This is a genomic window from Streptomyces sp. SCSIO 30461, from assembly GCF_037023745.1.
In the GTDB taxonomy this organism is placed as follows: Bacteria; Actinomycetota; Actinomycetes; order Streptomycetales; family Streptomycetaceae; genus Streptomyces.
Window position 1 is genome coordinate 3,443,212 of record NZ_CP146101.1, and the last position, 24,369, is coordinate 3,467,580.

Annotated in this window: 27 protein-coding genes and 1 pseudogene; 13 read left to right on the forward strand and 15 right to left on the reverse strand. The window is 70.2% G+C overall.

Features of this window, described 5'->3' with window-relative positions; genetic code table 11:
• The first annotated feature begins 173 nt into the window (after window positions 1-173).
• Together V1460_RS15110 and V1460_RS15115 are read left to right on the forward strand one after the other, a co-directional pair.
• Window positions 174-950, forward strand: a complete 777-nt coding sequence (locus V1460_RS15110) for a GNAT family N-acyltransferase (RefSeq protein ID WP_338674237.1) — start codon at window positions 174-176, stop codon at window positions 948-950.
• Window positions 947-2,011 (forward strand): lysophospholipid acyltransferase family protein, encoded by a 1,065-nt coding sequence (locus V1460_RS15115; RefSeq protein WP_338674238.1) that lies wholly within the window; start codon window positions 947-949, stop codon window positions 2,009-2,011. The genes V1460_RS15110 and V1460_RS15115 overlap by 4 nt, the downstream gene beginning before the upstream one ends.
• Here the strand turns inward: V1460_RS15115 and egtD are convergent.
• The 4 genes from egtD to egtA are packed head-to-tail and all read right to left on the reverse strand — an operon-like array spanning window position 1,906 to window position 6,264.
• Window positions 1,906-2,868 (reverse strand): L-histidine N(alpha)-methyltransferase, encoded by a 963-nt coding sequence (egtD, locus tag V1460_RS15120; protein ID WP_338674239.1) that lies wholly within the window; start codon window positions 2,866-2,868, stop codon window positions 1,906-1,908. The two genes, V1460_RS15115 and egtD, sit on opposite strands and share 106 nt — an antisense overlap.
• Window positions 2,865-3,647, reverse strand: a complete 783-nt coding sequence (gene egtC, locus V1460_RS15125) for an ergothioneine biosynthesis protein EgtC (protein ID WP_338674240.1) — start codon at window positions 3,645-3,647, stop codon at window positions 2,865-2,867. The genes egtD and egtC overlap by 4 nt, the downstream gene beginning before the upstream one ends.
• On the reverse strand, window positions 3,647-4,963 hold the full coding sequence (gene egtB, locus V1460_RS15130; RefSeq protein ID WP_338674241.1) for an ergothioneine biosynthesis protein EgtB: 1,317 nt from the start codon (window positions 4,961-4,963) through the stop codon (window positions 3,647-3,649). The genes egtC and egtB overlap by 1 nt, the downstream gene beginning before the upstream one ends.
• The gene (egtA, locus tag V1460_RS15135; protein WP_338674242.1) at window positions 4,960-6,264 is read right to left on the reverse strand and encodes an ergothioneine biosynthesis glutamate--cysteine ligase EgtA; all 1,305 of its coding nucleotides are present in this window, start codon (window positions 6,262-6,264) and stop codon (window positions 4,960-4,962) included. Before egtA ends, egtB begins: the two co-directional genes overlap by 4 nt.
• A gap of 135 nt (window positions 6,265-6,399) precedes the next feature.
• On the opposite strand from egtA, the gene V1460_RS15140 reads away from it, so the two are divergent.
• The 5 genes from V1460_RS15140 to V1460_RS15160 all read left to right on the forward strand — a co-directional run bounded on the left by V1460_RS15140 (window position 6,400) and on the right by V1460_RS15160 (window position 11,031).
• Window positions 6,400-7,254 carry a TIGR02452 family protein gene (locus V1460_RS15140; protein ID WP_338674243.1) on the forward strand — a complete coding sequence of 285 codons (855 nt, stop codon included), beginning with the start codon at window positions 6,400-6,402 and terminating at the stop codon, window positions 7,252-7,254.
• Window positions 7,255-7,355: 101 nt separating this feature from the next.
• A complete protein-coding gene (locus V1460_RS15145; RefSeq protein ID WP_338674244.1) occupies window positions 7,356-8,081 on the forward strand; it encodes a helix-turn-helix domain-containing protein in 726 nt (241 codons plus the stop codon).
• Entirely contained in the window at window positions 8,078-9,466 is a 1,389-nt protein-coding gene (locus V1460_RS15150; RefSeq protein ID WP_338674245.1) for an MFS transporter, read from the forward strand. The genes V1460_RS15145 and V1460_RS15150 overlap by 4 nt, the downstream gene beginning before the upstream one ends.
• Window positions 9,467-9,671: 205 nt before the next feature.
• Window positions 9,672-10,712 (forward strand): LacI family DNA-binding transcriptional regulator, encoded by a 1,041-nt coding sequence (locus tag V1460_RS15155; RefSeq protein WP_338674246.1) that lies wholly within the window; start codon window positions 9,672-9,674, stop codon window positions 10,710-10,712.
• A gap of 37 nt (window positions 10,713-10,749) precedes the next feature.
• Window positions 10,750-11,031 (forward strand): hypothetical protein, encoded by a 282-nt coding sequence (locus tag V1460_RS15160; RefSeq protein WP_338674247.1) that lies wholly within the window; start codon window positions 10,750-10,752, stop codon window positions 11,029-11,031.
• A gap of 61 nt (window positions 11,032-11,092) precedes the next feature.
• On the opposite strand, the gene trxA is transcribed toward V1460_RS15160, so the two are convergent.
• Window positions 11,093-11,488 (reverse strand): thioredoxin, encoded by a 396-nt coding sequence (gene trxA, locus V1460_RS15165; RefSeq protein WP_338674248.1) that lies wholly within the window; start codon window positions 11,486-11,488, stop codon window positions 11,093-11,095.
• A gap of 583 nt (window positions 11,489-12,071) precedes the next feature.
• Here trxA and V1460_RS15170 point away from each other — a divergent pair.
• The 3 genes from V1460_RS15170 (at window position 12,072) to V1460_RS15180 (ending at window position 16,696) form a co-directional block, all read left to right on the forward strand.
• A complete protein-coding gene (locus tag V1460_RS15170) occupies window positions 12,072-13,511 on the forward strand; it encodes a beta-propeller fold lactonase family protein (protein ID WP_338674249.1) in 1,440 nt (479 codons plus the stop codon).
• A 236-nt stretch (window positions 13,512-13,747) separates the two neighbouring features.
• On the forward strand, window positions 13,748-15,178 hold the full coding sequence (locus V1460_RS15175) for an NAD(P)/FAD-dependent oxidoreductase (RefSeq protein WP_338674250.1): 1,431 nt from the start codon (window positions 13,748-13,750) through the stop codon (window positions 15,176-15,178).
• Window positions 15,179-15,409: 231 nt separating this feature from the next.
• On the forward strand, window positions 15,410-16,696 hold the full coding sequence (locus V1460_RS15180) for a hypothetical protein (RefSeq protein WP_338674251.1): 1,287 nt from the start codon (window positions 15,410-15,412) through the stop codon (window positions 16,694-16,696).
• Between the two features lie 8 nt (window positions 16,697-16,704).
• Here the strand turns inward: V1460_RS15180 and V1460_RS15185 are convergent, their stop codons facing one another.
• Together V1460_RS15185 and V1460_RS15190 are read right to left on the reverse strand one after the other, a co-directional pair.
• The gene (locus V1460_RS15185; protein ID WP_338674252.1) at window positions 16,705-17,667 is read right to left on the reverse strand and encodes an electron transfer flavoprotein subunit alpha/FixB family protein; all 963 of its coding nucleotides are present in this window, start codon (window positions 17,665-17,667) and stop codon (window positions 16,705-16,707) included.
• Window positions 17,668-17,752: 85 nt separating this feature from the next.
• Window positions 17,753-18,538 carry an electron transfer flavoprotein subunit beta/FixA family protein gene (locus tag V1460_RS15190; protein ID WP_338674253.1) on the reverse strand — a complete coding sequence of 262 codons (786 nt, stop codon included), beginning with the start codon at window positions 18,536-18,538 and terminating at the stop codon, window positions 17,753-17,755.
• 210 nt (window positions 18,539-18,748) lie between these two features.
• Between V1460_RS15190 and V1460_RS15195 the strand changes: the two genes are divergently transcribed.
• Together V1460_RS15195 and V1460_RS15200 are read left to right on the forward strand one after the other, a co-directional pair.
• Entirely contained in the window at window positions 18,749-19,435 is a 687-nt protein-coding gene (locus V1460_RS15195) for a TetR family transcriptional regulator (RefSeq protein WP_338678058.1), read from the forward strand.
• A gap of 132 nt (window positions 19,436-19,567) precedes the next feature.
• Window positions 19,568-19,951, forward strand: a complete 384-nt coding sequence (locus V1460_RS15200; protein WP_338674254.1) for a zinc ribbon domain-containing protein — start codon at window positions 19,568-19,570, stop codon at window positions 19,949-19,951.
• Here V1460_RS15200 and V1460_RS15205 read toward each other — a convergent pair.
• The gene (locus V1460_RS15205; RefSeq protein ID WP_338678059.1) at window positions 19,945-20,256 is read right to left on the reverse strand and encodes a tetratricopeptide repeat protein; all 312 of its coding nucleotides are present in this window, start codon (window positions 20,254-20,256) and stop codon (window positions 19,945-19,947) included. The two genes, V1460_RS15200 and V1460_RS15205, sit on opposite strands and share 7 nt — an antisense overlap.
• Before the next feature lie 127 nt (window positions 20,257-20,383).
• Between V1460_RS15205 and V1460_RS15210 the strand changes: the two genes are divergently transcribed.
• The gene (locus tag V1460_RS15210; RefSeq protein WP_338674255.1) at window positions 20,384-21,349 is read left to right on the forward strand and encodes a pirin family protein; all 966 of its coding nucleotides are present in this window, start codon (window positions 20,384-20,386) and stop codon (window positions 21,347-21,349) included.
• Between the two features lie 48 nt (window positions 21,350-21,397).
• On the opposite strand, the gene V1460_RS15215 is transcribed toward V1460_RS15210, so the two are convergent.
• The 7 genes and pseudogenes from V1460_RS15215 to V1460_RS15245 form a co-directional block, all read right to left on the reverse strand.
• Complete coding sequence (locus tag V1460_RS15215) at window positions 21,398-21,625, reverse strand: hypothetical protein (RefSeq protein ID WP_338674256.1); 228 nt, start codon at window positions 21,623-21,625, stop codon at window positions 21,398-21,400.
• Between the two features lie 27 nt (window positions 21,626-21,652).
• On the reverse strand, window positions 21,653-21,931 hold the full coding sequence (locus V1460_RS15220) for a hypothetical protein (RefSeq protein ID WP_338674257.1): 279 nt from the start codon (window positions 21,929-21,931) through the stop codon (window positions 21,653-21,655).
• Window positions 21,932-21,983: 52 nt separating this feature from the next.
• A complete protein-coding gene (locus V1460_RS15225) occupies window positions 21,984-22,187 on the reverse strand; it encodes a hypothetical protein (RefSeq protein WP_338674258.1) in 204 nt (67 codons plus the stop codon).
• A 180-nt stretch (window positions 22,188-22,367) separates the two neighbouring features.
• The gene (locus V1460_RS15230) at window positions 22,368-22,667 is read right to left on the reverse strand and encodes an isochorismatase family cysteine hydrolase (RefSeq protein ID WP_338678060.1); all 300 of its coding nucleotides are present in this window, start codon (window positions 22,665-22,667) and stop codon (window positions 22,368-22,370) included.
• Window positions 22,668-22,688: 21 nt separating this feature from the next.
• Window positions 22,689-22,932: pseudogene (locus V1460_RS15235) on the reverse strand (NADP-dependent oxidoreductase); the annotation flags it as partial.
• A 79-nt stretch (window positions 22,933-23,011) separates the two neighbouring features.
• A complete protein-coding gene (locus V1460_RS15240) occupies window positions 23,012-23,650 on the reverse strand; it encodes an SMI1/KNR4 family protein (RefSeq protein WP_338674259.1) in 639 nt (212 codons plus the stop codon).
• A gap of 58 nt (window positions 23,651-23,708) precedes the next feature.
• Complete coding sequence (locus V1460_RS15245) at window positions 23,709-24,158, reverse strand: hypothetical protein (RefSeq protein WP_338674260.1); 450 nt, start codon at window positions 24,156-24,158, stop codon at window positions 23,709-23,711.
• Window positions 24,159-24,369 lie beyond the last annotated feature (211 nt).

Genomic DNA, 24,369 nt, shown 5'->3' on the forward strand with positions numbered 1-24,369 from the left:
CCTCGCCATCGGACACAGCCGGGCGCGGCTGCCCGGAGTCGCCCGGCATTCAGACGGCGCACATCCCCGCTCCGCACCCCCGTCACGTCGAATGCAGCCGGTCACGGAATTAATCGGATACCGGGCTGCCGCAGGCGCTGTCCGGCGCATCCATACGGCAGAGGAGAGCCGCCATGCCCGTTTCGCCCGCAGTCGTCCCCGCCCCGGCCGTGTCCGCCGAGCCCCGCTACACAGTCTCCCTCGCACGCACCCAGGAGGAGGTGCGCGCCGCCCAGCGGCTGCGGCACCAGGTGTTCGCCGGAGAGCTCGGAGCCCGGCTCGACGGCCCGGAGCCCGGGCTGGACGGCGACGCCTTCGACGCCTACTGCGACCACATCCTCGTACGTCACGAGGAGACCGGCGAAGTCGTGGGGACCTACCGGGTGCTACCGCCCGAGCGGGCGAGGATCGCCGGACGGCTCTACGCCGAGACCGAGTTCGACCTGTCCAGGCTCGCTCCCATCCGTGAAGACCTCGTCGAGGTCGGCCGCTCCTGCGTCCACCCGGCGCACCGGGGCGGCGCCGTCATCGCGCTCATCTGGGCCGGACTCGCCCGCTACATGACCCGCACCGGACACACCTGGCTGTCCGGCTGCTGCTCCATCCCGCTCGCCGACGGCGGCACACTCGCCGCCGGTACCTGGGACACCGTCAGGGCCAAGCACATCGCGCCCGATGAGTACTGGGTCGCCCCGCACAAACTCTGGAGCGCCGACGGCGTCTCCCGGTCGCCGGACCGCACCGAACTGCCCCCGCTGCTGCGCGGCTACCTCAGGCTCGGGGCCTGGGTGTGCGGCGCCCCGGCCCACGACCCCGACTTCAACGTCGCCGACCTCTACGTCCTGCTCTCACTGCGCCGCACCAACCCCCGCTACCTGCGCCACTTCCTCTCCCTGGCGCCGGTGGAATGAGCGTCTGGCTGCCCACCGCGCCCTGCACGCCGGGCGGTTGCGCCACGCCCCGCTGGCCGACCGTCGGCCGATTCCGGGCGGTCGGCCGGCTGCTGGCGGGCGTCGTCGTCGTGCTCGTGGGCGTCGCCGTGTCGCCGGTGGCGATCCCGTGCGGCCCGGACCGCAGGTCCCGGCTGGTCCGTGTGTGGTGCCGGGTGGTGCTCAGAGCCTTCGGCGTACGGGTCCTGGTCATCGCCCCGGCCGTGTACGGCGGGCCAGGCGGTTCACCCGCGGCCGTGTCAGGACTGGTCCCAGGACCCCGTTCCGCGTCGCCCACCGAGCCGCCGCCGGGGACCCGCCCGCCCGCGTGGCGCTCCGGCACGCTCGTCGTCCCCAACCACGTCTCCTGGCTGGACATCCCCCTCGTCGCCACTGTGCTCCCCGGGCGGATGCTCGCCAAGAAGGAGGTACGACGCTGGCCCGTGCTGGGTCCGCTCGCCCGGTTCGGCGGCACTCTGTTCGTGGACCGGGACCGGCTGCGGGCACTGCCCCGGCTGGTCGCGACCATGGCGGACGCACTCAGGGGCGGGGCGCGCGTGGTCGTGTTCCCCGAGGGATCGACCTGGTGCGGTCGTGCCCATGGGCGCTTCCGCAACGCCGCCTTCCAGTCCGCGCTGGACGCGCGAGTCGCCGTACAGCCGGTGCGTATCAGCTACCGGCCCACCGGTGCCGCCGCGTTCGTGGGAGACGACCCGCTCATGGCGTCGTTGTGGAGGGTCGCCGCGGCGCGCGGGCTGACCGCGGAGATCAGGATCCTGCCCCCGATCCCCGCGGGCCGCCACACCGACCGGCGCACACTGGCCCGGGCGGCGCACGCCGCCGTGACGGACGGTGGGACGGTTTCCGGGCCGGGTCACACCGACGGCGCCGAGGCCCGTTCCTTCTCCGCCGCGGCGGAGGCCGTCGGCCGCTCCGGTCACACCGCCGTCGACAGCGACAACGCGAACCTCCCGGCCGAGTCCGTCCACCACTCCGACAACTTCATTCCTGCATGCGCCAGTTCGTTGCGCACACCCTCCTGACGGAACTTGGCGGACACCTCGGTGCGTATCTCCTCGCCGGCCTCGAAGGGCACCACCAGGTCGAGGTCCCGGATCGTCACCTTGAGTGTCTGCCGGGCCCGCAGCCGCATCTCGATCCACTCCTTCTCCCTGTTCCACAAAGCCACATGGGCGAACGTGTCGGGATCGAAGTCGGCCCCGAGCTCGCGGTCGATGACGGCGAGGACGTTCCGGTTGAACTCGGCGGTCACCCCGGCCGCGTCGTCGTACGCCGCGACCAGCACATCCTCCTCCTTCACCAGGTCCGTTCCGAGCAGCAGCGCGTCCCCGGGTGACAGCATCTCCCGCACCGCGCGCAGGAAGGCCTGGCGTTCACCCGGCAGGAGGTTGCCGATAGTGCCGCCGAGGAAGGCCACCAGTCGCGGCCCCGGAGTGACGGGCAGCTCCAGCGCCCGGGTGAAGTCGGCCGTCATCGCCCGGATGTCCAGATCCGGATGCTCGTCGAGCAGCGCTGTCGCCGCACCTGTCAGTGCGCTCTCGCTCACGTCGACGGGCACGTAGCTGCGCAGGCCGGTCAGCGCGTCCAGCAGATGCCGGGTCTTCTCGGAGGATCCGGAGCCCAGTTCCACGAGGGTGCGGGCGCCGGTCACCGCCGCGATCTCAGCCGAGCGTTCGACGAGGATCTCCCGTTCGGCCCGAGTGGGGTAGTACTCGGGCAGTCGGGTGATCTCCTCGAACAGCTCGCTGCCGCGTGCGTCGTAGAACCACTTGGGCGGCAGTTCCTTGGGGGTGTGGGTCAGCCCGTGCAGTACGTCGGCGCGCAGAGCGGCGCCGGCCGCGTCGTCGGGCAGGGTGCGGGTCAGCTGGAACGGGCTCACGCAGGTGGCTCCTTCAGCGGGGTCAGCAGGACATCGGTGCGAGTGGCGACCAGCAGGGTGCGGTCGGGCACCTCGCGCCAGTGGGGATCGTCGTCATACGGTTCGGACGCCACGACCACCCGGCCGCTGGGGGATCGAGGGAGCCCGGGGCGTCCCGGCTCCGCGAGGTACCAGAGCGTGTCGCCCCAGGCGGTCGCCGCGATCGTCACGCCGTCGGTGAGCAGCAGATTGAGCCGTGATCCCGGAGCCGCCCGCGCGACCTCCGGCACGGTGTAGGCCAGCGAATCGCCCAGCCCGTCTCCGTCGCGCAGCCGGTGCAGCACCAGCGCCCACAGCAGTGCCGAGTCGCAGCGCGCCTCCATCGAGAGGAGCTCGGCCGCCGGCAGCGCCGTGGCCTGGGACGCGACCGAACGCGGCCAGTCCGTGACAGCACCGTTGTGACTGAACAGCCACGGCCCGGAGGCGTAAGGCGCCGCCGCGGCCTCCCCGTCCGCGCCCGGTTCCGTGGCGTCCCTGACCGCCGCGAGGAGCGCCCCGGTGCGGACCACCCGCGCCAGGTCGGCGAAGGACCGGTCGCCCCAGACCGGTCCGGCACGGCGGTAGCGGGCCGGCACCGGGTCACCCGGCGCGTACCAGCCGACCCCGAAGCCGTCCGCGTTGACCGTCCCGTACCGCTGGCGGCGCGGCGCCCAGGACTGCCGCAGCAGCCCGTGCGGCGGAGCGACCAGCAGCTCACCGATCGCCGTCTCGGCTCCGACGAAGGCGACATGGCGGCACATCAGGCGTCCCGCGCCGTGCGGAAACCGGCGAAGATCTGCCGGCGCACCGGCAGGTCCCAGTTGCGGAACGTACCGCGGCAGGCCACCGGGTCCACGGCGAACGAGCCGCCCCGCAGTACCTTGTGGTCGCCGCCGAAGAACACCTCCGAGTACTCCCGGTACGGGAACGCCGTGAACCCGGGATAGGGGAGGAAGTCGCTGGCCGTCCATTCCCAGACGTCGCCGATGAGCTGCCGCACACCGAGCGGTGAGGCGCCCTCCGGATACGCGCCTGCGGGGGCGGGACGCAGATGGCGCTGCCCGAGATTGGCCTGGTCGGGCGTTGGGTCGGTGTCGCCCCAGGGATAGCGCCGGGATCGCCCGGACACGGGATCGTGCCGTGCCGCCTTCTCCCACTCCGCCTCCGTCGGCAACCGCCGCCCCGCCCAGCGGGCGTAGGCGTCCGCCTCGAACCAGCTGACGTGCAGTACGGGCTCGTCGGCCGGCACGGGTTCGGTCACCCCGAACCTGCGGCGCAGCCACTGGCCGGCCTCGCGCCGCCAGAACAGCGGCGCCTCGATGCCGTGCTTGCGGATCTGGGCCCAGCCCTCGTCCGCCCACCACCGCTCGTCCGTGTAGCCGCCCGCGTCGATGAAAGCCTCGAAGGCGCCGTTGGTGACGGGGACGGTGTCGAGGTAGTACGACGGGAGCTCGCGTGAGTGCGCGGGCCGCTCGTTGTCCAGCGCCCAGGGCTCCGTGGAGGTGCCCATGGCGAACGGGCCTGCGGGGACCAGCACTTCGGACGGAAGCCCGGACACTCCGCCGGCGGGTGGATCGGGTGCTTCCAGCGCGGCGGATCCGGAGCGCAGCTGATGGGTGATCAGCATCGTCTCGTCGTGCTGCTGTTCGTGCTGGGCGATCATGCCGAAGGCGAAAGCGGAGTCCACCAGCGGTCCGCCGCGCAGCGGATGCTTTTCCAGGACGTCGAGCACCCGGCATCGGATGTCGGAGGCGTAGGCACGGGACTCGGCGGGGGAGAGCAGCGGCAGTGAGGGCCGTACGGCGCGTGGGTGCTCGAAGGCGTCGTACACCGGGTCGATGTCGGGACGGATCGCCTCGCGTCCGGCGACGGCCCGCAGCAGCCACTGCTCCTCCTGGTTGCCGATATGTGCCAGATCCCAGACCAGCGGCGACATCAGCGGCGAGTGCTGTGCGGTGAGCTCGTGGTCGTCCACGCAGCCCGTGAGGAGGACGGTGCGGGCCCGGGCGGCGGTCAGCGCGTCCAGGGCGCGCTGCCTGAGCAACTCCTCGTCGGTCGCCACCGGGGACTCGTTCATGAGTGGATCTCCTTGTCGTGGAGCATGGCGTTCCGGTGCGCGTCTCCGCGCCGGTCGTCGGGGAACGTGAAGTCGTCGGCCGGACAGCGGCCGGGCAGCACATAGCGGTCGAAGAACACCGCGACCGCTTCTTGTACGGCCGGGGACGCCCCCAGCCTGGGCAGTGCCTCCAGCGCCACGGTGAAGCAGCTGACGGCGGCGCCGTGCAGTTCGGGGTCGCTGAGCCCGGCACGGGCGGCGGCGGTCCACAGGGGGTTGCGCGGCGCGCGCAGGGTCCCCGCGATCTCGGCGAGCGGCTTGACCGTTCGGTAGGCGATCTCCGCGGCCTCGGGGTCGTCGAACAGAGCGGTGGTGACCGCGACCGGGACCTGCCAGCCGTTCTCGCCCGGCTGCGCGTCGATCATGCGCAGTTCGAGATGGCCGCGCGGGCGCACGGGGGGAAACAGCGTGGTCATGTGGTATTCGAGGTCTTCGTGCGTAGGCGGTCTCGGTTTCCCGGTCCTAATCCACTCACGGAAGGTCAGTTCATCGGGTGCCGCCCACGGTCCTTCGGGAGCCCTGACGCACATCACCGGTGTGTCCAGCACATGTGCCGCCCACGCTCCGCGGGGCGGTGCGCCGGGCTCGGGCGCGAGCACCCTGCGCGGGTCCAGATCCGCCCACAGGGCCTGCCGGGTGGACCGCAGGCCGGTCAGGCGGCCTTTCCCGGCGGGGGAGTTGGCGAACGCGGCCACCAGGACCGCGCCCAGGAGGTGCGCCAGCTGCCAGCGCCTGCCGAGGCCCAGCGGACCCGGTTCCTCGAAGCCCGCGTCCAGACACACCTGCACGGATGCGGACGAGCACATCATCGAGCGTCCGGCGGGTCCGGTCCGGTCGAGGTACTTCTCCATCGCGTCGTAGCGCGGCGCTCGAAGGAGTCTGCGCGGGGGATTCCACGGGTCGTGGCCGTGGCCGCTGAGAGCGAGCCCGTACGCCCGCAAAGCGGTGCGCACGGAGTCCAGATCGGCCGCCATGGTGTCGAGGCACTCCATCAGCGACGGGGCGGGCTGCGAGCTGAGCTCGAGCTGCCCACCGGGTTCGAAGGTCAGCGCCGCGCGGAGCGGGAGCTCCCGCACGTCCGCGTACGCCTGCTCCAGTCGCGATGACGCAACGGGCCGGTCGGGCCGGTGCGGGTCGTGTACGAGCCATTCGAGCTCGACCCCGACGGCCCGGGGCGGGCCGGTCTTGAAGCAGATGCAGCGCAGCAGCTCTTCGGCGGCGTCCTCGCCGGGCAGCGGATCATCGGCAACACGTGCGACCATGATTGAATCCTCCTGTCACAAGGGCTCGTCCACCAGGGTGCACGGCCGACCGCTCACGCGAAGCTGATCACGTGCGCGGTAAGAGGGCCGTAATGGGTTTGCCGGTGCCCTGGGGGATCACTGAGGATTCCGGGCATGAGTGCACGTCTGCGGGGGATCGCGAAACAGACTCAGGAGATCGTCGGAGCAGGTTGCTACCGGGCGCCGGGCGGCCAGTGGGTGACGATCGGCGGAGAATTGTCCGCGGCTGTCGAAGGAACTCGGATGTACGGGCCCGGACCCGTGCCGGTGGTGCCCGACACGGACCGTTCCAGCGTATGCGAGGTCACCGGAGAGAGCAGCCTGGACGCTGCCCGTCGCCTCACCGCGCGGGCGCCGGGCCCGGTGGCGGTGCTCAGCTTCGCGTCGGCCCGAAATCCGGGCGGAGGCTTCCTCAACGGGGCGCAGGCCCAAGAGGAAGCGCTCTGCCGTGCGTCCGCGCTCCACAGCACGCTGCTGCGGGTCCCGGACTTCTACTCCCATCATCGCGCGGATCGGAGTCCCTTCTACTCCGACCGGGTGATCCACTCGCCCGCGGTCCCCGTCTTCCGCGACGAACGCGGCCGGTTGCTGGGCACGCCGTACATGGTCGGTTTCCTCAGCTCCGCCGCACCGAACGCCGGCGTCATCCTCAGTCGTACGCCCGGCGACGCCGCCCGCATACCGGCCGCGCTGGCGTCCCGGGCCGAGCGGGTGCTGGAGACGGCCGCGGCAGCGGGCTACCGGCGGCTGGTGCTCGGGGCGTGGGGATGCGGGGTGTTCCGCAACGACCCGGGGCAGGTGGCGGGAGCCTTCCGCGCACTGCTTCACGGCGGCGGGCGGTTCTCCGGGCACTTCGAGGAGATCGTGTACGCGGTGCTGGACCGCTCCGAGCGGAAGCGGACCCTGGGCGTGTTCAGGGCGGCGTTCTCCGGTGCCCCGGGTCCCGAGGCGGGCCGGTCCCCCTCCTGAGGGGGTTCGCGCACCGGTGGGCCGAACCCACGCCCAGCTTTACCAAAGAAATTCTGCAAAAACTATTTGGGAAAGTGCTCCGATCGGCCTACGCTGCTGCCGTGTCCAGTGAACAGCGTGAACGCGTCCTCGATCCCGAGCGCGACGCGGCGGCCGTGAAGGCCCTGACCCATCCTCTGCGCATCAGGCTGCTGGGGCTGCTGCGGCAGTACGGCCCCGCGACCGCCAGCGAACTCGGTGTCCGCACCGGCGAGTCATCCGCTTCGACCAGCTACCACCTCCGTGTGCTGGCCAAGTACGCCTTCATCGCCGAGGCCGCCCACCGTGACGGACGCGAGCGCCGCTGGCGTGCTGTCCACGAGCTGACGTCCTGGAGCAACGAGGCCATGGCCGCGACCGACGAGACGCGGGCCTTTGTCTCCGCGAGCCGCCGGGCCCAACTGGTCCACCTGGAGAGGTCTTTCACCCAGTACGACGACGACGCGGCGGCCGGGCGCCTGGGGGCGGAATGGGCCGAGCCCGCAGGCATGACCGATCTGCTGTACCGCCTCACGCCCGAGTCGCTGACGGAGCTGTGGGAGTCGTTCGAGCGTGCGGTGCGCGCGTTGGCGGAGCGGGACGAGGGCGATCCGCGTGCCGAGCAGGTCGCGGTGTTCTGGGCCGGGCTGCCGCTCGCCGGTCAGGTCTCCGCTCCTGCCGGCCCTTCCGCGGCTCTCTCCTCAAGCCCCGAGCCGACCGGATCCGCTCCGTCCACCTCGTCCGACGGGGCCGACGGTTCCGATGGGGCGGACGAGCATGCCACGGGCACAGCCGGGGAGGTGCGGTGACCCCGTATCTCGACCCGCGTACCGCCCGCCGCCGTTTCACCGTCGTCACCTTCCTCTTCTGGCTGCCCGTGGGCCTCTACCTGCCCGCGCTCGTACTGCTGCCCACCGAGCGCGGCTTCAGCGTCGCCGCCATCGCCGGACTCTTCGCCGTGTACTCGCTGACCGTGGCCGCGCTGGAGCTCCCCACGGGCGGGCTCAGTGACGTCATCGGCCGGCGCCCCGTGCTCGTGGCGGCGGGTGTGCTCAACCTGGCCGCCCTCGTGCTGTTCGCCGTCGGCACCACTGCCTGGGTGCTCACCCTGGCGATGCTCCTGCTCGGTGCCGGGCGTGCCCTGTCCAGCGGGCCCGCCGAGGCGTGGTACGTCGACACCGTGCAGGCGCACTCAGGGTGGGATGCCGAGCTGCGCACCGGGCTCGCCCGGGCCGGTACCGCGTCCGCGACGGCGCTTGCCGCCGGCACCCTGATCGGAGGGGCGCTGCCCTGGCTGCTCGGGCTCGGACCTGACCCGGGGGCGTGGCTGGCCGAAGCCACATCCGGGGTCGTGCTCCCGCTGTCCGCGCCGGGGCTGCTCGGGGGAGCCGTGGTCATCGCCTTCATGGGCTTCGTGCTGACCCGACTGCCGGAGCCGCCCCGGCCTCCCGCCACACTGCGCGGGGTCGTCGCGGGCGTCCCGGCCACGGTGATCGGCGGCCTCCGACTGGGGGCGAGAGACCGGCTGGTCCGCAGGCTGCTGCTCACCGCCTGTGCGACCGGCGCCGCACTGGGCACCATCGAACTACTCATGCCCGGCCGGGCATCCGCGCTGACCGGCGCTCCCGAATCCGGTGCGGCGGTCTTCGCGGGCCTGGCCTGCGGCGGGTTCGCCTGCACGGCCGTCGGTAGTCATCTCGCGCCCTTCCTCGCCCGGGTGGCAGGCGACGCCGACCGTGCGGTGTTCGCCGGTCTCGGTGCGATGGCGACGGGCCTGCTGGTGCTCACCGTCTCCGTCGCCTGCTCCGGAGTCCGGGCGCTGGTGCTCCTCGTGGTCGGCTATGCACTGGTCTATCTCGCCCTCGGCGCCGCCGGGCCCAACGAGAACGAACTACTGCACGGCCGTGTCAGCGGCGCGCACCGGGCGACCGCACTGTCCGTGCAGTCCCTCGCGTTGCAGGCGCTGGGCGCCGTGATCGGACTGCTCGCCGCAGCCCTGCCGCAGGGCCCCTTCCGCTGGCTGCCGGGTGCCCTGCTCCTGGTGGCGGGCGCCCTGCTGTGGGTACGCCGGGACCGCGGCGACGGGGTGGGCGCCGCCGGTGGCGGTGACGGCAGCGGCTACCGCCGCGATCGCGCCGAAAGCCCGCACGCCGATGCGGCAGCGTCGACCACGCGCGCTGGCGCCGGAGCGTGACCACTCGGTCGCTCCGCGCAGTGGGATCCGGGGCGAATGGGCGTGGCTGCGGCGGGTCGGCGCGTCCGGAGGGGCGGCCGAACCGCCTCGGCCGGTCGTAGCTGCCGACCGCCGATGCCCTGCGAACACTTCAGGCCAAACGCCGATTTCCGGGCCTGACCGCTCTGGAATTATTCCGAGAGCGATGAGTCAGACACCCAGGGCGATGACCCAGACACCCAGACATCCGGCAGAACGCTCCCTCGTGGCCAGCAGGGCCGTACCGACCAGCGCCGACGTCGCGCGGCTGGCCGGCGTCTCCCGGGCCACGGTCTCCTACGTACTCAACAACACCTCGGCGGTTCGCATCAGCGAGCCCACCCGCCGGCGGGTGCGCCAGGCGGCCGAGGAGCTGGGCTATGTGCCGCACGCGGCGGCCCGCAGCCTGCGCGCGGGACACACACGCATCGTGCTGCTGCCCACGGCGCATGTGGCGCACGGCCCGCTCGACGGGCGCTTCATCGGTGAACTCCAGTGGGCGCTGCGGCGCCTGGACTACACCGTCGTGCAGTACGGCAGCCTCGGCCTGGACGGCGACGCCGCCGCCAGAGCCTGGGCCGAACTCCGGCCGGTCGCGGTGGTGTCGCTCGGGGAGGTCGCGCTCACCTCGCAGGGTGTGGACGTGCTGAAGCGGTCGGGAGCGCGGGCGGTGATCACGCTTGGCCCTCAGCAGGTGCGCGGAGCCCACTCGCTGGTCATGGACCAGCGCGAGGTGGGAGCAAGGGCCGCGCAACACCTGCTGGAGCGGGGCCGGCGACGGATTGGCATGATCATGCCCGAAGAGCCGGGGCTCGAACTCTTCCGCGAACCCCGTCTGGCCGGTCTGCGCCAGGTCGCCGAACCACTCGGAGCCACCGTCACACCCCTTTCGCTCGGATACGACGAGTCTGCCGCGGACGCGCTGGCGGGGCGCTGGCGTGAGCTCGGGCTGGACGGTGTGTACGCGTACAACGACGAGTACGCCATGCTGTTGATGCGCGCCCTCCAGGACGCCGGGATCGGCATACCCGACGAAACCGCGGTGATCGGCGCGGACGACCTGCTGTTGGGGCGGCTGCTGCGGCCGCGGCTCAGCACGGTCCGGATCGACATGGTCACCGGACAGCATCTGGCGGAGCTGGTCGACCGGGTGGTCCGCGATCCCGGTGGTGCGCCCGAGCGGCACGATCTGCTCGGCGCACGGGCGATCAGCCGGGAGTCGACCTGAGCGTGCGCTGGGGGCGGCGCGTCGCTAGCGTCAAGGCATGAGTATCCTTCCGCGGCACTTCCAGGTCCTGCTGGTGCCGTCGCATGTGATGAACCGCTCCGGTGCGGCGGTGGAGGACAGCGCGGTGCGCTCGGCGACCGTGGAGTACACGGGCGAGAGCGGCGCCTCCGGCTATCCGCGCTACTCGGGCCACGGCGTCGTGGCCGACATCGACCCTGAGACACGCACCGTGGAGGCGCTGCTGGTGGACGGCTCGGAACTGGACTACGGCCTGACCGCGCTCGTGTCCGACTATCCGGGTACCACGGGTACCGCCTGAGCGGGCGAGCGCGGGCGGATCCGGGCGGAGCCCCGCCCGGATCCGCCCGCTCCGGCGGTGACTACTGCGCCTGCTGCTCGCTGCCCTGTGTCTCCTGGGCCTGTGCTTCCGTGATGGACTTGCGCACCTCGTCCATGTCCAGCCCCCTCGCCTGGCCGATCACATCCTCCAGCACCGGCTCCGGCAGCGCTCCCGGCTGGGCGAACACGGCCACCTTGTCCCTGATGACCATCAGCGTCGGAATCGAGCGGATCTCGAACGCCGCCGCCAGCTCCGGCTGCGCTTCCGTGTCCACCTTCGCGAACACAAGATCTGAGTGGCGCTCCGACGCCTGTTCGTAGACGGGGGCGAACTGGCGGCACGGCCCACACCAGGAAGCCCAGAAGTCGATCAGGACGAATTCATTGTCTGACACGACCTGATCGAAGTTTTCCTTGGTGAGCTCAAGGGTGCTCATGTCTTCCAACCTCTTCCTGCTGTCCGTCGGGGGGACGCCCAGCACAACCATGTGCCGGGCGGGCGGTATTCCGCCTGCCCATGTGGCCCCGCCGCACACGTGGCCCCGGACTCGTCCGTCGGACGAATCCCGAGCGCATGTCGGCCGTGGTCGGGTACCACCGCCGTGCCCGTCGAGATGCACGACGAATGGATCGCCTTCCCCCGCTGCCGCCTCCCCGAAGACAGCACGGACAAGATCCACCCCGACAACGGCCCAATCGGTCCGGCTGCACCACCGCAGGGGATGTGAGTGTCACCTGTTCGCACGCGCGTATGTGCGCGGGGCGTGAGGTAGTGAGCGTCGAGAATGCGACGCGATGCCGGAAACGTCTCACCGGTCAGGTGCCCGCAGGCACCGAGGTAAGTGCCGTACCAGGTCCCAGTAGGCGGGAGCCGTGCCCGGGCATCGTCTCCGAACACCTATTGCGGAGGAATATATGACTTCAGGTCATGTCCCACATCTTGAGGAGCCCGGCGGTACCGCTGCTCACCCACCGGAGCGGTCGCTGCCGTGGTGGCGGTGGGCCGGTGTCCGTGCTCTGGTGGCAGGGATCGTCCTGCTGGCCGGTCTGGCCCTGCCCGTCATGTCCGCGCAGCCCGCGCACGCCGTCCCGCCCGGCACCTACGCCTACGTCGCCAACGCCGACGACGACACGGTGTCGGTGATCAATACGGCCACCGACACGGTCGTCGCCACCATCCCCGTCGGCGACGACCCGCAGGATGTGGCGGTCACCCCGGACGGCGCCTACGCCTACGTCGCCAACAACGGCGACGACACGGTGTCGGTGATCAATACGGCCACCGACGCGGTCGTCGCCACCATCCCCGTCGGCGACGGCCCGCAGGATGTGGCGGTCACCCCGGATGGCGCTCACGTCTATGTCACCAACAACAGCGTCAACACGGTGTCGGTGATCCAGACCTCCGACAACACCGTCGCCGACACCGTCACCGTCGGCACCAACCCCAACGGCGTGGCGGTCACCCCCAACGGTGCCTACGTCTACGTCGCCAATTCAAATGACGGCACGGTGTCGGTGATCCAGACCTCTGACAACACCGTCGCCGACACTGTCACCGTCGGCAGCGGGCCGTTCGGGGTGGCGGTCACCCCCAACGGTGCCTACGTCTACGTCGCCAATTCAAATGACGGCACGGTGTCGGTGATCCAGACCTCTGACAACACCGTCGCCGACACTGTCACCGTCGGCAGCGGGCCGTTCGGGCTGGCGGTCACCCCCAACGGTGCCTACGTCTACGTTGCCAATTCAGGTGACGGCACGGTGTCGGTGATCCAGACCTCTGACAACACCGTCGCCGACACTGTCACCGTCGGCAGCGCGCCGTTCGGGGTGGCGGTCACCCCCAACGGCGCCTACGTCTACGTCACCAATGCCTTCGACGGCACGGTGTCGGTGATCCAGACCTCCGACAACACCGTCGCCGACACCGTCCCCGTCGGCGACAGCCCGACCGGGGTGGCGATCGCGGTGGTGCAGGAGCCCGCAGCACTGCGGCTGACCAAGCTCACCACCGGCGGGAAGTTCGTGCGGGGCGGGCAGGGCACCTACACCCTGACCGTCACCAACACCGGCGACCTGCCCACCGACGGTTCCACGGTCACCCTCACCGACACCCTCCCCACCGGTCTGACCCCGATCAGCCTCTCCGGCACCGGTTGGACCTGCACGCTGACCCCCTTGTCCTGCACCCGAGACGACGCCCTCGCCCCCGGCGCCAGCTACCCGGCCCTGACCCTCACCGTCCAGATCGCCACCAACGCGCCGAAGCAGGTCACCAACACCGCCACCGTCACCGGCGGCGGCACCACCGCCACCAGCACCGCCACCAACACCACCACCGTCAACGACAAACCCAAGCCCCCGCACTACGGCAAGCCCGGCCACGGCAAGCCCGGTTATGGGAAGCCCGGCCATGGCAGGCCCAACCACGGCCACCGACCCGGACCCCGAGCGTGACCAGCAGCCCCTGACAACCCCGGCGCCCACCGTCCAACCCGGAACACCGGGCGCCGGGGCACCAGCGACGCGGAAGTGTCTGGAGGAAGGCCGCGACGGGTGATGGCGCCACCACGCCGGGGCCGCCCGCGTCGCACGCACGTCCCGCAGACCACACGTAGAGTTGCGGGTCATGAGCCCCTGACCGGGACTCCAACAGGCCCTGATGGACCCCCCGGAACCCATGGAAGGTGTCTATGCCGGAAGCCGTGGAGTACGACGTGGTGGTGCTGGGCGGGGGGCCCACGGGTGAGAACGTGGCGGAGCGGACCAGGGCCGCGGGGCTGAGTACGGCGGTGGTGGAGAGTGAGCTGCTCGGGGGCGAGTGCTCGTACTGGGCGTGCATGCCGAGCAAGGCACTGCTGAGGCCCGCGATCACCCACGCCGACGCCAGGCGCGTCCCGGGAGCGCGCGAGACGGTCAAGGGCCCGCTGGACACCGCGGCGGTACTGGCCCACCGCGACCACTACACCTCTCACTGGAAGGACGACGGCCAGGTGGCCTGGCTCGACTCGATCGGAGCCCGCCTCTACCGCGGCCACGGCAGGCTGCACGGCCCCCGGCAGGTCGTCGTCACAGGACCCGAGGGCGAGCACCATGTGCTCACCGCCCGGCACGCCGTCGCCATCAGCACGGGCACCAGGGCGGTGCTGCCCGATCTGCCCGGGGTAGCCGGCGCCAGGGCATGGACCAGCCGCGAGGCCACCAGCGCCAAAGCCGCCCCGGGGCGCCTGGTGGTGGTCGGCGGGGGAGTGGTCGGCACGGAGATGGCCACCGCGTGGCAGGCACTCGGCTCCCAGGTCACCCTGCTGGTGCGGGGCGACGGCGTGCTGCCCCGCATGGAGCCGTTCGTCAGCGACTACATCGTGAAGGCGCTCAGCGACGCCGGTGCCACTGTACGTACCGGGGTGTCCGTGGCCGCCGTCCGGCGTGACGGAGGGGACGGACCGGTCACCGTCGTACTCGAAGGCGGCGAACTGATCGACGCCGACGAGGTCCTCTTCGCGACCGGGCGCGCTCCCCGCACCGCGGACATCGGCCTGGACACGGTCGGCATCGATCCCGGCTCCTGGCTGCGGGTGGACGACACCTGCCGGGTCGAGGGCACCGACTGGCTCTACGGCGTCGGTGATGTCAACCACCGTGCGCTGCTGACCCATCAGGGGAAGTACCAGGGACGCATCGCCGGAGCAGCGATCGGTGCTCGGGCTCAGCATGTACCGCTGCTCGAAACCGACCGCTGGGGCGCGCACTCGGCGACCGCCGACCACGACGCCGTACCGCAGGTCGTCTTCACCGACCCCGAGGCGGCATCCGTCGGACCGACGCTCGCTCAAGCCGAGGCGTCCGGCCGCCGGGTGAGAGGGGTCGACTTCGACCTCGGCTCGGTCGCCGGTGCGGGGCTCTTCCTGGACGACTACCGCGGCCGCGCCCGTATGGTCGTCGACCTGGACCGGGAGATCCTGCTCGGCGCCACCTTCGTCGGACCCGGTGTGGGCGAACTGCTGCACTCGGCGACGATCGCCGTCGTGGGGGAGGTGCCGATCGACCGGCTGTGGCACGCCGTTCCGTCCTACCCGACCATCAGCGAGGTCTGGCTGAGGCTCCTTGAGACGTACCGGGGCTGAACTCACCGGATCGCCGGCGCGAAGGACGCCGGGCGCAGGGGTGGCCGCCCCACCCGGATGGACCGCAGCGCTCGCGCACACACCCGCACCGGGTTCTGCTGAGACCACCCATTCGTACCGGGAGGTCCTGCCGTGCCGGACAACGGAGTTCCAGGAAGCGGAGAGCCGCACAGCGGAGAGCCGCAACCCGGCCCCGCGGAGCCGGACTCGCTCGACAGCCTCCGTGAGCGCGTGGCGGTTCTCGAGTCCCAGCAGCTGAAGCGGACTCCCCGGCACCGCGTGAGGTCCTTCTTCGCCGCGCTGCTCATCGTGCTCGGCTGTGTGCTCGCACCGTTCGGCGTTGTCGCCGCATGGACGGCGGACGAGATCGGTGACACCGACCGCTACGTGGCCACCGTCGCTCCGCTCGCCTCCGACGCGGACGTCCAGCAAGCGGCGGCGACCCGCATCACCAACGTGGTGATGGAGCACATCGATCTGAGCGCCCTGCTGGAGGAAGCCGTCCCGGCGGACCGGCCCCTGCTGGACAACCTCATCGGCCGGGTCGGCAAATCCCTGGAAGGCGCCGTCCGCAGCTTCGTCCAGGACAAGACCCAGGAGATCCTCGCCTCAGGCACCTTCAGGACGATCTGGGTCGACGCAAACCGCGACGCCCACACGGCTCTGGTCAAGGCCCTCACCGGCAGCTCGGACAGCACCCTGACAATCCACAACAACTCGGTCACCGTCGACCTGGGGCCGGTCATCGACAGGGTCAAACAGCGCCTCGTGGACGACGGCCTGACGATCGCCTCGAAGATCCCCGAGGTGCACACCGACTTCACCGTGCTCCGTTCCGATGACATCGGCCGGGTGAAGACCTACTTCCGGCTGCTCCAGATCGCCGGTGTCTGGCTTCCGGTCATCGCGGTGCTGTTGGTCATCGGAGGTGTGCTGCTGTCCAGGCACCGGCGCCGTGCGCTGGTGGCGGGCGCGCTGGGTCTCGCTTTCGCGGCGGTGGTTCTCGGCGTCGCGCTCACCGTGTTCCGCGTGGTCTATCTCAACGCACTGCCCGACAGCGTCTCGCAGCCCGCGGCCGGGACGATCTACGACACCCTGACGCGCTATCTGCGCACCATGGTCCGGGTGACCGTCGCGCTGGGTGTGGTGGTGGCGCTCGCAGCCTGGCTGAGCGGTCCCGGCCGCTACGCCACCCTCGTACGCCAGCTGTGGGTCTCGGGCATCGCGGCGGTACGTTCGACCGCCGACAACTGGGGCATGCGTACCGGACCGGTCGGTCCGTTCGTGCGGCGCTACCGGTCCTGGATCACCTGGGTACTGGTGGCGCTGGCGCTGCTGGTGTTCATTCTGTGGAGCTATCCCACAGGATGGGTGGTCATCGCCATCGCGCTGGTGTTGCTGCTGGCCATGGCGGTGGTGGAGTTCCTCGCCCAGGACAGCGGCGACCACGGCGCCGGAAACGCCGGGGCGGACGGATCGGGACCGGTCGAACCGTCCCGGACTCCGTCCGCCCCATGACGGCGTGATCAGCCCTTGCGGGTGTTGATCTCCTCGGTGAGCTGGGGGACGACGTCGAAGAGGTCGCCGACGACGCCGTAGTCGACCAGGTCGAAGATCGGGGCCTCGGCGTCCTTGTTCACCGCCACGATGGTCTTCGAGGTCTGCATACCCGCCCGGTGCTGGATCGCGCCGGAGATACCCGAGGCGATGTACAACTGCGGCGACACACTCTTACCCGTCTGACCGACCTGGTTGGAGTGCGGGTACCACCCCGCGTCGACCGCGGCACGCGAGGCACCCACCGCGGCACCCAGCGAGTCCGCCAGCGCCTCGATCACCGCGAAGTTCTCCGCACCATTGACACCACGCCCACCGGACACCACGATCGCGGCCTCGGTCAGCTCCGGACGCCCGGTCGACTCCCGCGCCGTACGCGACACCACCTTCGTACCCGTCGCCTGCTCACCGAAGACCACCTCGAGCACCTCGACCGCACCCGCGGCCGCAGCCGGCTCCACCGCAGCCGAATTCGGCTTCACCGTGATCACCGGAACACCCCGCGACACACGCGACTTCGTCGTGAACGACGCCGCGAACGCCGACTGCGTGGCCACCGGACCCGACTCACCCGCCTCCAGATCCACCGCATCGGTGATCAGACCCGAACCGATCCGCACCGCCAGCCGCGCCGCGACCTCCTTACCCTCCGCCGACGACGGCACCAACACCGCCACCGGCGACACCGCCTCCACAGCGGCCTGCAACGCATCCACCTTCGGCACCACCAGATACGCACCGAACTCCGGCGCATCCGCGGTCAACACCCGAACCGCACCATGCTCGGCCAGCACCGACACGGTCTCCCCCGCACCGGAACCCAACGCAAGCGCAACCGGCTCACCAATCCGGCGAGCCAGCGTCAACAACTCCAGCGTCGGCTTGCGGACGGCACCATCCACGTGATCGACGTAGACGAGAACTTCAGCCATGGGACGTCTTCTCTCCTGCTATGCGACGAATGCGCGAACGCAACGGAACAAGGGCCGAACCAACGACCCCGACGGGCAGCAGCCCTCAGATGAACTTCTGACCCGCGAGGAACTCAGCGAGCCGCCTACCACCCTCGCCCTCGTCCTTCACGATCGTGCCCGCACTACGAGCCGGACGCTCAGCCGCGGAATCCACCACGGTCCACGCACCCTCCAGACCCACCTGCCCGGCCTCCAGACCCAGATCCGACAGATCCAACGACCGAACCGGCTTCTTCTTCGCCGCCATGATCCCCTTGAACGACGGATACCGCGCCTCACCCGACTGATCCGTCACCGACACCACCGCAGGAAGCGACGCCTCCAACCGCTCCGACGCCGCGTCACCATCACGACGACCCGTCACCACACCACCCTCGACGGACACCTCCGACAGCAACGTCACCTGCGGCACACCCAGACGCTCCGCCAGAACCGCCGGCAACACACCCATCGTCCCGTCCGTCGACGCCATCCCACACACCACCAGATCGAACCCGGTCTCCTCGACCGCCTTCGCCAGCACCAGCGACGTACCCATCACATCACTGCCGTGCAGATCGTCATCCTCGACATGAACGGCCTTGTCCGCACCCATCGACAACGCCTTGCGCAACGCGTCCTTCGCATCCTCAGGACCCACGGTCAGCACGGTGATCTCCGCACCGTCCACACCCTCCGTGATCTGCAACGCCTGCTCGACCGCGTACTCGTCCAACTCCGACAGCAGGCCGTCCACATCATCACGGTCAACGGTCAGATCATCCGCGAAGTGCCGGTCGCCAGTGGCATCGGGCACGTACTTCACACAGACAACGATCCTCAAGCTCACGCCGGCTCTCCTACTGAATGGCTGACTGGTTCCGCTGGTGGCGCATGGTCGCCGGGGGCGAGCCTATGGCACTCAGTTCCCGCAGTAAAGGTACTCAGTGCCAAAATGGCGATCCGATGTTAGGTTCCCCGCATGACCGAGGTGCGCAAAAGAGGCGGTGGAACCGCCGGAAACCCGGCCCCGGCCACGGGTCCGCAAGGCAAGGTCCCCATGCGGGACGCGCTGGCCGAAGCGGCGTTCCAACTGTTCATGGAGCGCGGGTACGAGCAGACCACGGTCGACGACATCGTGGCTCGCGCCGGAGTCGGGCGGCGCTCGTTCTTCCGCTACTTCCCCTCCAAGGAGGACGCGGTCTTCCCGGACCACGAGCGCTGTCTTGCCGATGTGACCGCGTTCCTCACCGCGGCCGGGGACGAGGGCGATCCCGTGGCCAGGGTCTGTGACGCGGCCAGGCTGGTGCTGCGGATGTACGCGGCCGACCCCGAGTTCTCCGTGCAGCGCTACCGGCTCACCAAGGAAGTGCCCGGGCTGAGGACCTACGAACTCTCCGTGGTCCGCCGCTATGAGCGCACGATGGCCGGTTATCTGCGCCGCCGCTGCGCGGAGTCCGCGGATGGTGCGCTGCGGGCCGATGTGATCGCCGCCGCGGTGGTCGCCGCGCACAACAACGCGCTGCGGTCCTGGTTGCGTTCGGGGGGAGAGGAGGATGCCGAGACCGCCATGGACCACGCGCTGCGCCTCGTGATGGACGTTTGGGGGGAGGGCCGTGTGGAAGGTGCTCGGGATGGCATCGCCGAGAGCCGTGGCGAAGGGGACGTGCTTGTGCTGGTCACCCGTCGGGGCACTCCGATGTGGCGGGTGGTGCAGAGAATGGAAGAGGCGCTGGATGGCCGCTGACCAGCGCTTTTGATAGTCCGCTCGGAAAAACAGGCACTCGGTATCTTTACTCTGCGGCACTCAGTGCCATACGGTGCCCACGCGCCGATGCGACGACGGTGCACATTCCGGCCGACGGCAGGGAGTCGAGACGTGTTGAAGCAAGAATCCGGCACAGCGACGGCGGTGCGCCAGGAGCCCGCACTCACCTACCAGCGATGCCGCTGGTGCGGCACCGCCTCGTTCCGGCGTCTGCTCTGTCCGGTCTGCGCCTCAAGCGACCTGGACGCCGAGCAGAGCGAGGGACTCGGCACCGTCGTCCGCACCAGCGTCGTCCACCGCAACACCGCTGTGGCGCGCAACGAGTCCCTGATCCGCTTCCCCGAGGGCTTCATGTTCCGCTGCCGGGTCATCGGAGTCGACCCGCATCTCGTGTGGGTGGGAGCCCCGGTGCGGCCCGCGGCCGGCTGGGACATGGAAGCCGGGGAAGCGGTGTTCGAGATCTGCGAGCCGGGCGGTCGCGCGGACCGCTACTGATCCGCGCCCGGCGCCGCTGGGCCGGAGGCCTCCCCGGACATGGCAGCCGCCAGCCGCAGATGCGCTGCAGCTTCACCAGCCCGTCCCTGCCGCTCCAGGGCGCGGCCCAGCATCAGCCTGGCGTAGTGCTCCACCGGATCCTGCTCCAGGATCGCCCGCAGTTCCTTCTCGGCTTTCGCGAGCTGCGCCGAGTGGTAGTACGCCCGCGCCAGCAGCAGCCGCGCAGCGGTGTGCAAGGGCGCCTCGTCCACCAGCCCGCCGAGAATGCGGGCCGCGGTGAGGTACTCCTTCGCTTCGAAGAACATCTGGGCGCGGTCCCAGCGGTCCGACGGTGTCCCGAACTCGTAGTAGTGCACGCCCTGGCAACCCGCTGAACCAGGTGAAAATTCCGCCTTGGCGTCACCTGTGGCACGCGGGTCTAGGTTGGTCCCCATGAGCAACCTAGATCGTCAGGCCGCCATGTCACCCTGCGGCGGCCGCGGCTTCGTCGTCGCCGAGCCGGTGCGAGAGCTCCTGGCCCCCCGCCGTGTCCCGCTCGGCGAATCCACCGAGGTCCGCCGACTGCTCCCCAACCTGGGCCGCCGGATGATCGGCGCTTGGTGCTTCGTGGACCACTACGGCCCCGACGACATCGCCGACGAACCCGGCATGCAGGTCCCGCCCCACCCGCACATGGGACTCCAGACGGTGAGCTGGCTTCACGAGGGAGAGGTGCTGCACCGCGACAGCGTCGGCAGCCTCCAGACCATCCGCCCCCGCGAGCTCGGGCTGATGACCTCCGGCAGCGCGATCAGCCACTCCGAGGAGAGCCCCCGGCCGCACGCCCGATTCCTGCACGGAGCCCAACTGTGGGTGGCGCTACCCGACTCCCATCGCCGTGTAGAGCCCCACTTCGAGCACCACCCCGAACTGCCCCACGTCACCGCCTCCGGTCTCACCGCGACACTCATCCTCGGCGAACTCGACGGCATCACATCTCCCGGTACGACGTACTCCCCGATCGTCGGCGCGGACCTGTCCCTCGCCCGTGGCACCGAGACCAGCGTCCCCCTTGAGCCCGACTTCGAGTACGCCGTCCTCTCCATGTCCGGCGAAGCACACGTCGACGGAGTGCCTGTGCTGCCCGGCTCGATGCTGTACCTGGGCTGCGGACGCCGCGAACTTCCGCTGCGCGCCGAGTCGGACGCGGCTCTGATGCTCCTGGGCGGCGAGCCGTTCGAGGAGGAGATCGTGATGTGGTGGAACTTCATCGGGAGGTCCCATGAGGATATCGCACAGGCCAGGGAGGACTGGATGAGTAGCACCCGATTCGGTCACGTGGAGAGCTACGGTGGGGATCGGTTGTCCGCTCCAGAACTCCCGCCGGTGGCGCTGAAACCGCGAGGGAGGGTGCGTTGATGACGTGGTGGCGGCGCCCTTCAGCGGACGACGCGCGTTGAGGGTGAGTCACGCGGCTCGCCGCGCTTGTGGGGAGGTGGGGCCCGTGGTGGTCTTCTTCGGCTGCGTTACGTGGGCCGCGAGAATGAGCAGTACCCGCTCCGTCTGCTTCACGCTGTGCCGCAGCTCACGCAGCGAGGAGTGTTCATCGGCTTCGGCCTGCCGCTGTTCGGCACCCAGGTGTTCATCGGCGTCGCTGATCCGGCGGGACGCATCGTCGTCAAGACTGCGGGCCACGGCTTCGGTCCTCTCGTCTACGCGGGCTCAGCGGGCGAACGCTTCGGTCAGGCTGATGCGGTAGCCGTCCTCTTCCATCAGCACGACGGTGACGCCGAACGGGTCGGGGTGGTCCAGCTCGATGGGAGTGAAGGAGAAGTTCACCGCGGCCTGGATCGGCGGGACCAGTTCGCCACCGGGCTGCGGGGCGGGGGCCGCCCTCCAGCCGGGGGCGAACGACGCCCGGTCCTCGGGGCTGCGGGACAGAAGCTGCTCGGTGTGGGGGAACCGGTGCGGGACGTGCCCATCCGGGGTGGCGAGCACCATGTTAAGGCACGGGGCCGGGCCGACGATCGGCAGCTCCCAAGCGAGGACGACCTCATCCGCACCGGGGCGCCGCGGCGATGTTCGCGGGTTCGGCGATCCCGGCGAGCGCGTCCTTGCCGACGTTGAGCGGGCGGACCCAGATCAGCCCGACCAGCTCGCCGCGCACAGGCGGCACCATGAGCGGGCGCGGCACGACTTCCTCGCCCAGCGAGGCGGTGTGCGTCTCCTTCGCGACGCCGACCAGTCCGTTCCACACCCGCGCTTCCAGGGAAGCCCCCTCCCTCGCGCAGAGCCGATCACCGCACCCTGCCGCGGGCACTGATGCCGTGTCAGCGGGATGATCAGCTAGCTCCTGACCAGATGCGACGAGGGAGGAGCGGGTCTCAGGCAGGCGAGGGTTCCCCGAGTCCGTCACCGAGGGAGTTGGCGGACCCGTTCAGGGCTGCGTTGCCTTGATCAATGTCAGTACCTCCGCCGTGGACCGCACATCGCCGAAGCTGCGGTAGATGGTGGCGAGGGTGGCGTTGTGGTCCTGGTCGCGGCCGGTTGCGTTGGCGTCGGCGACCATGACGATCCGGTAGCCGCGGGTGAAGGCGTCGCGGGCCGAGGACTCGCAGCACACCTGGGTGACCGTGCCGGTGATCAGAACGCTGTCGATGTTGTTCTCCTCGAGGAGTTCGGGGAGCGAGCAGCGGCCCGGGAAGAAGGCGCTCGGCGCGGACTTCTCCACGAACACGTCGCCGTCGCCGGGCGCGAGTTTGGCCGCCCTGGCGGTGCCGATGACATGCGCCCCGAGGGGCTTGGCGATCTGCACAGCGAGGTGGCCCACTCCGCCAGCGGCGGCGTGGACGAGCACCCGCTGGCCGGGCTGGACGTCAGCCGTGTCCACCAGGGCCTGCCATGCGGTGAGCGCGGCCACTGGCAGCGCCGCTGCCTGCACGTGGTCTATTTCTCTTTGGCTTGCGGGCGAAGTTCCGGGCCGGTGCGGCCGCGTACTCGGCGCCAGGTCGCGAGGCCGGGACGGCGCTGCGAGCACGCCTTTCTCGGCCTGCCGGCCCGAGTGGGGAGGGGCCCTGGCAATCAGGCCGCCGCCCAGGGCTCAGCACGCCAGCCCGGCAGTTCCTTGTCGAGCCATTCCTCGACAGTCCGCCGCCAAGGGTCGGTGGAGTCGCTGTCGACGACATCGGCCCAGGTGTCTTCGGCGAGGTCCGGATCGACGACGAGGTTGTCGAGGTAGGCGTCGAAGTCGTGAGCGACTCTGGTGAAGACCCCCTTCGGCAGGTATCCCGGGTGAGGGACGCCGTGCACGAAGGCATGGAGCTGGCCATGGGTGGCCGGGTTCAGGTCGAGGAAGAGGGTGTCACTGCCGCCGTTGCGGGCGATCGGGAGAAGGCCGACCAGTGAGACCTCCTGGGCGAGCCACCCATCACGGCTGCGTCGGTACTCGCCCAGCAGGGTGCCCCAGCCGTATTCGCCGTCGTCGTCACGGCCGAGCTGATGCAGGTCGTCGAAACTCTGGAACGGCTCCGGGGCGCAAGCCGGCAATCGGACCGAGTATGTGAGGCTCTCCCCGCCCGCCGCCTCCAGGAACGATCGATAGGCGGGCGGCAGCGGCAGTCCAATCTCCCGTTCGAGACCGTCCACTTCACCAACCTCGAACGACTTGAACGGCCCCACGACAAGGCGGCCTCGATACCAGCGCGACAGCTCCTCAGACACGGGCAGATTGTCGCACTCCGTGGCAGCCCGAAGCCTCGTAGTGGGTCCGGCTCGGGGTCTACCAGGGTGGGCGGGCATCGCGGAGTGCTGCCGGGGTCTGGTCGGGCAGGGCTGTGTCCTGGTCGGTGCGCAGCAGCACGCCCGGGTCGGGTTCGAAGTCTTTTTTGGGCGGTGCCAGCTGGTGGAAACGCTCGGTGCGCGGGATGGTGACTTCCACCAGCCGGTCCTCCTGGAACATCCACAGCCCGAAGCAGTCGTCGTCCTGGTCGCGAAGCAGCACTTGCACCGTGTGCGGATGCGGCCACGGCAGCGACTCCAGGTGCTTGAGCAGGTCCTTGCGGGCGCGCATCTTCTCGAACTCCAGGGCCCACCCGAACTCATAGCCCCAGTGTCCCGCGATTGGGACGAAGCGGCCTCGCCACGTGCGTTCCGGGTCGTCCTGAGTCAGCGGCTCCATGACCTCGTCCGACCAACGGGCAAGCACGATGACCTCGGCATCTCTACTCATGCCGGAGTGTCACCGCATCCGCACAATCTGCCGCAACCAAATTCCTCAGCCGGCCGACGCAGACAGCCGTGGGAAGAACAACGGCGCCACCACCAAGAAGCCGAAGCGGCGCACCACTACGGTCGTCCGGCGCGACGGCCGCGAGCCGCTCGGGCTCGGCGATCGACTTGATGTGGCGGTGATGGTCGTGCTGAGCCGTATGCGACTGGTG

Bases quoted from the DNA above. Each gene is read 5' to 3' on its own strand.
- V1460_RS15160 (WP_338674247.1), top strand. From the start codon at position 10,750: ATGAGTATCCTTCCGCGGCACTTCCAGGTCCTGCTGGTGCCGTCGCAT.
- egtA (WP_338674242.1), bottom strand. From the start codon at position 6,264: ATGGTCGCACGTGTTGCCGATGATCCGCTGCCCGGCGAGGACGCCGCC.
- V1460_RS15185 (WP_338674252.1), bottom strand. From the start codon at position 17,667: ATGGCTGAAGTTCTCGTCTACGTCGATCACGTGGATGGTGCCGTCCGC.
- V1460_RS15155 (WP_338674246.1), top strand. From the start codon at position 9,672: ATGACCCAGACACCCAGACATCCGGCAGAACGCTCCCTCGTGGCCAGC.
- V1460_RS15195 (WP_338678058.1), top strand. From the start codon at position 18,749: ATGCGGGACGCGCTGGCCGAAGCGGCGTTCCAACTGTTCATGGAGCGC.
- V1460_RS15220 (WP_338674257.1), bottom strand. From the start codon at position 21,931: ATGGTGCTCGCCACCCCGGATGGGCACGTCCCGCACCGGTTCCCCCAC.
- V1460_RS15115 (WP_338674238.1), top strand. From the start codon at position 947: ATGAGCGTCTGGCTGCCCACCGCGCCCTGCACGCCGGGCGGTTGCGCC.
- V1460_RS15140 (WP_338674243.1), top strand. From the start codon at position 6,400: ATGAGTGCACGTCTGCGGGGGATCGCGAAACAGACTCAGGAGATCGTC.
- egtC (WP_338674240.1), bottom strand. From the start codon at position 3,647: ATGTGCCGCCATGTCGCCTTCGTCGGAGCCGAGACGGCGATCGGTGAG.
- V1460_RS15210 (WP_338674255.1), top strand. From the start codon at position 20,384: ATGAGCAACCTAGATCGTCAGGCCGCCATGTCACCCTGCGGCGGCCGC.
- V1460_RS15205 (WP_338678059.1), bottom strand. From the start codon at position 20,256: ATGTTCTTCGAAGCGAAGGAGTACCTCACCGCGGCCCGCATTCTCGGC.
- trxA (WP_338674248.1), bottom strand. From the start codon at position 11,488: ATGAGCACCCTTGAGCTCACCAAGGAAAACTTCGATCAGGTCGTGTCA.
- V1460_RS15175 (WP_338674250.1), top strand. From the start codon at position 13,748: ATGCCGGAAGCCGTGGAGTACGACGTGGTGGTGCTGGGCGGGGGGCCC.
- V1460_RS15245 (WP_338674260.1), bottom strand. From the start codon at position 24,158: ATGAGTAGAGATGCCGAGGTCATCGTGCTTGCCCGTTGGTCGGACGAG.
- egtB (WP_338674241.1), bottom strand. From the start codon at position 4,963: ATGAACGAGTCCCCGGTGGCGACCGACGAGGAGTTGCTCAGGCAGCGC.
- V1460_RS15110 (WP_338674237.1), top strand. From the start codon at position 174: ATGCCCGTTTCGCCCGCAGTCGTCCCCGCCCCGGCCGTGTCCGCCGAG.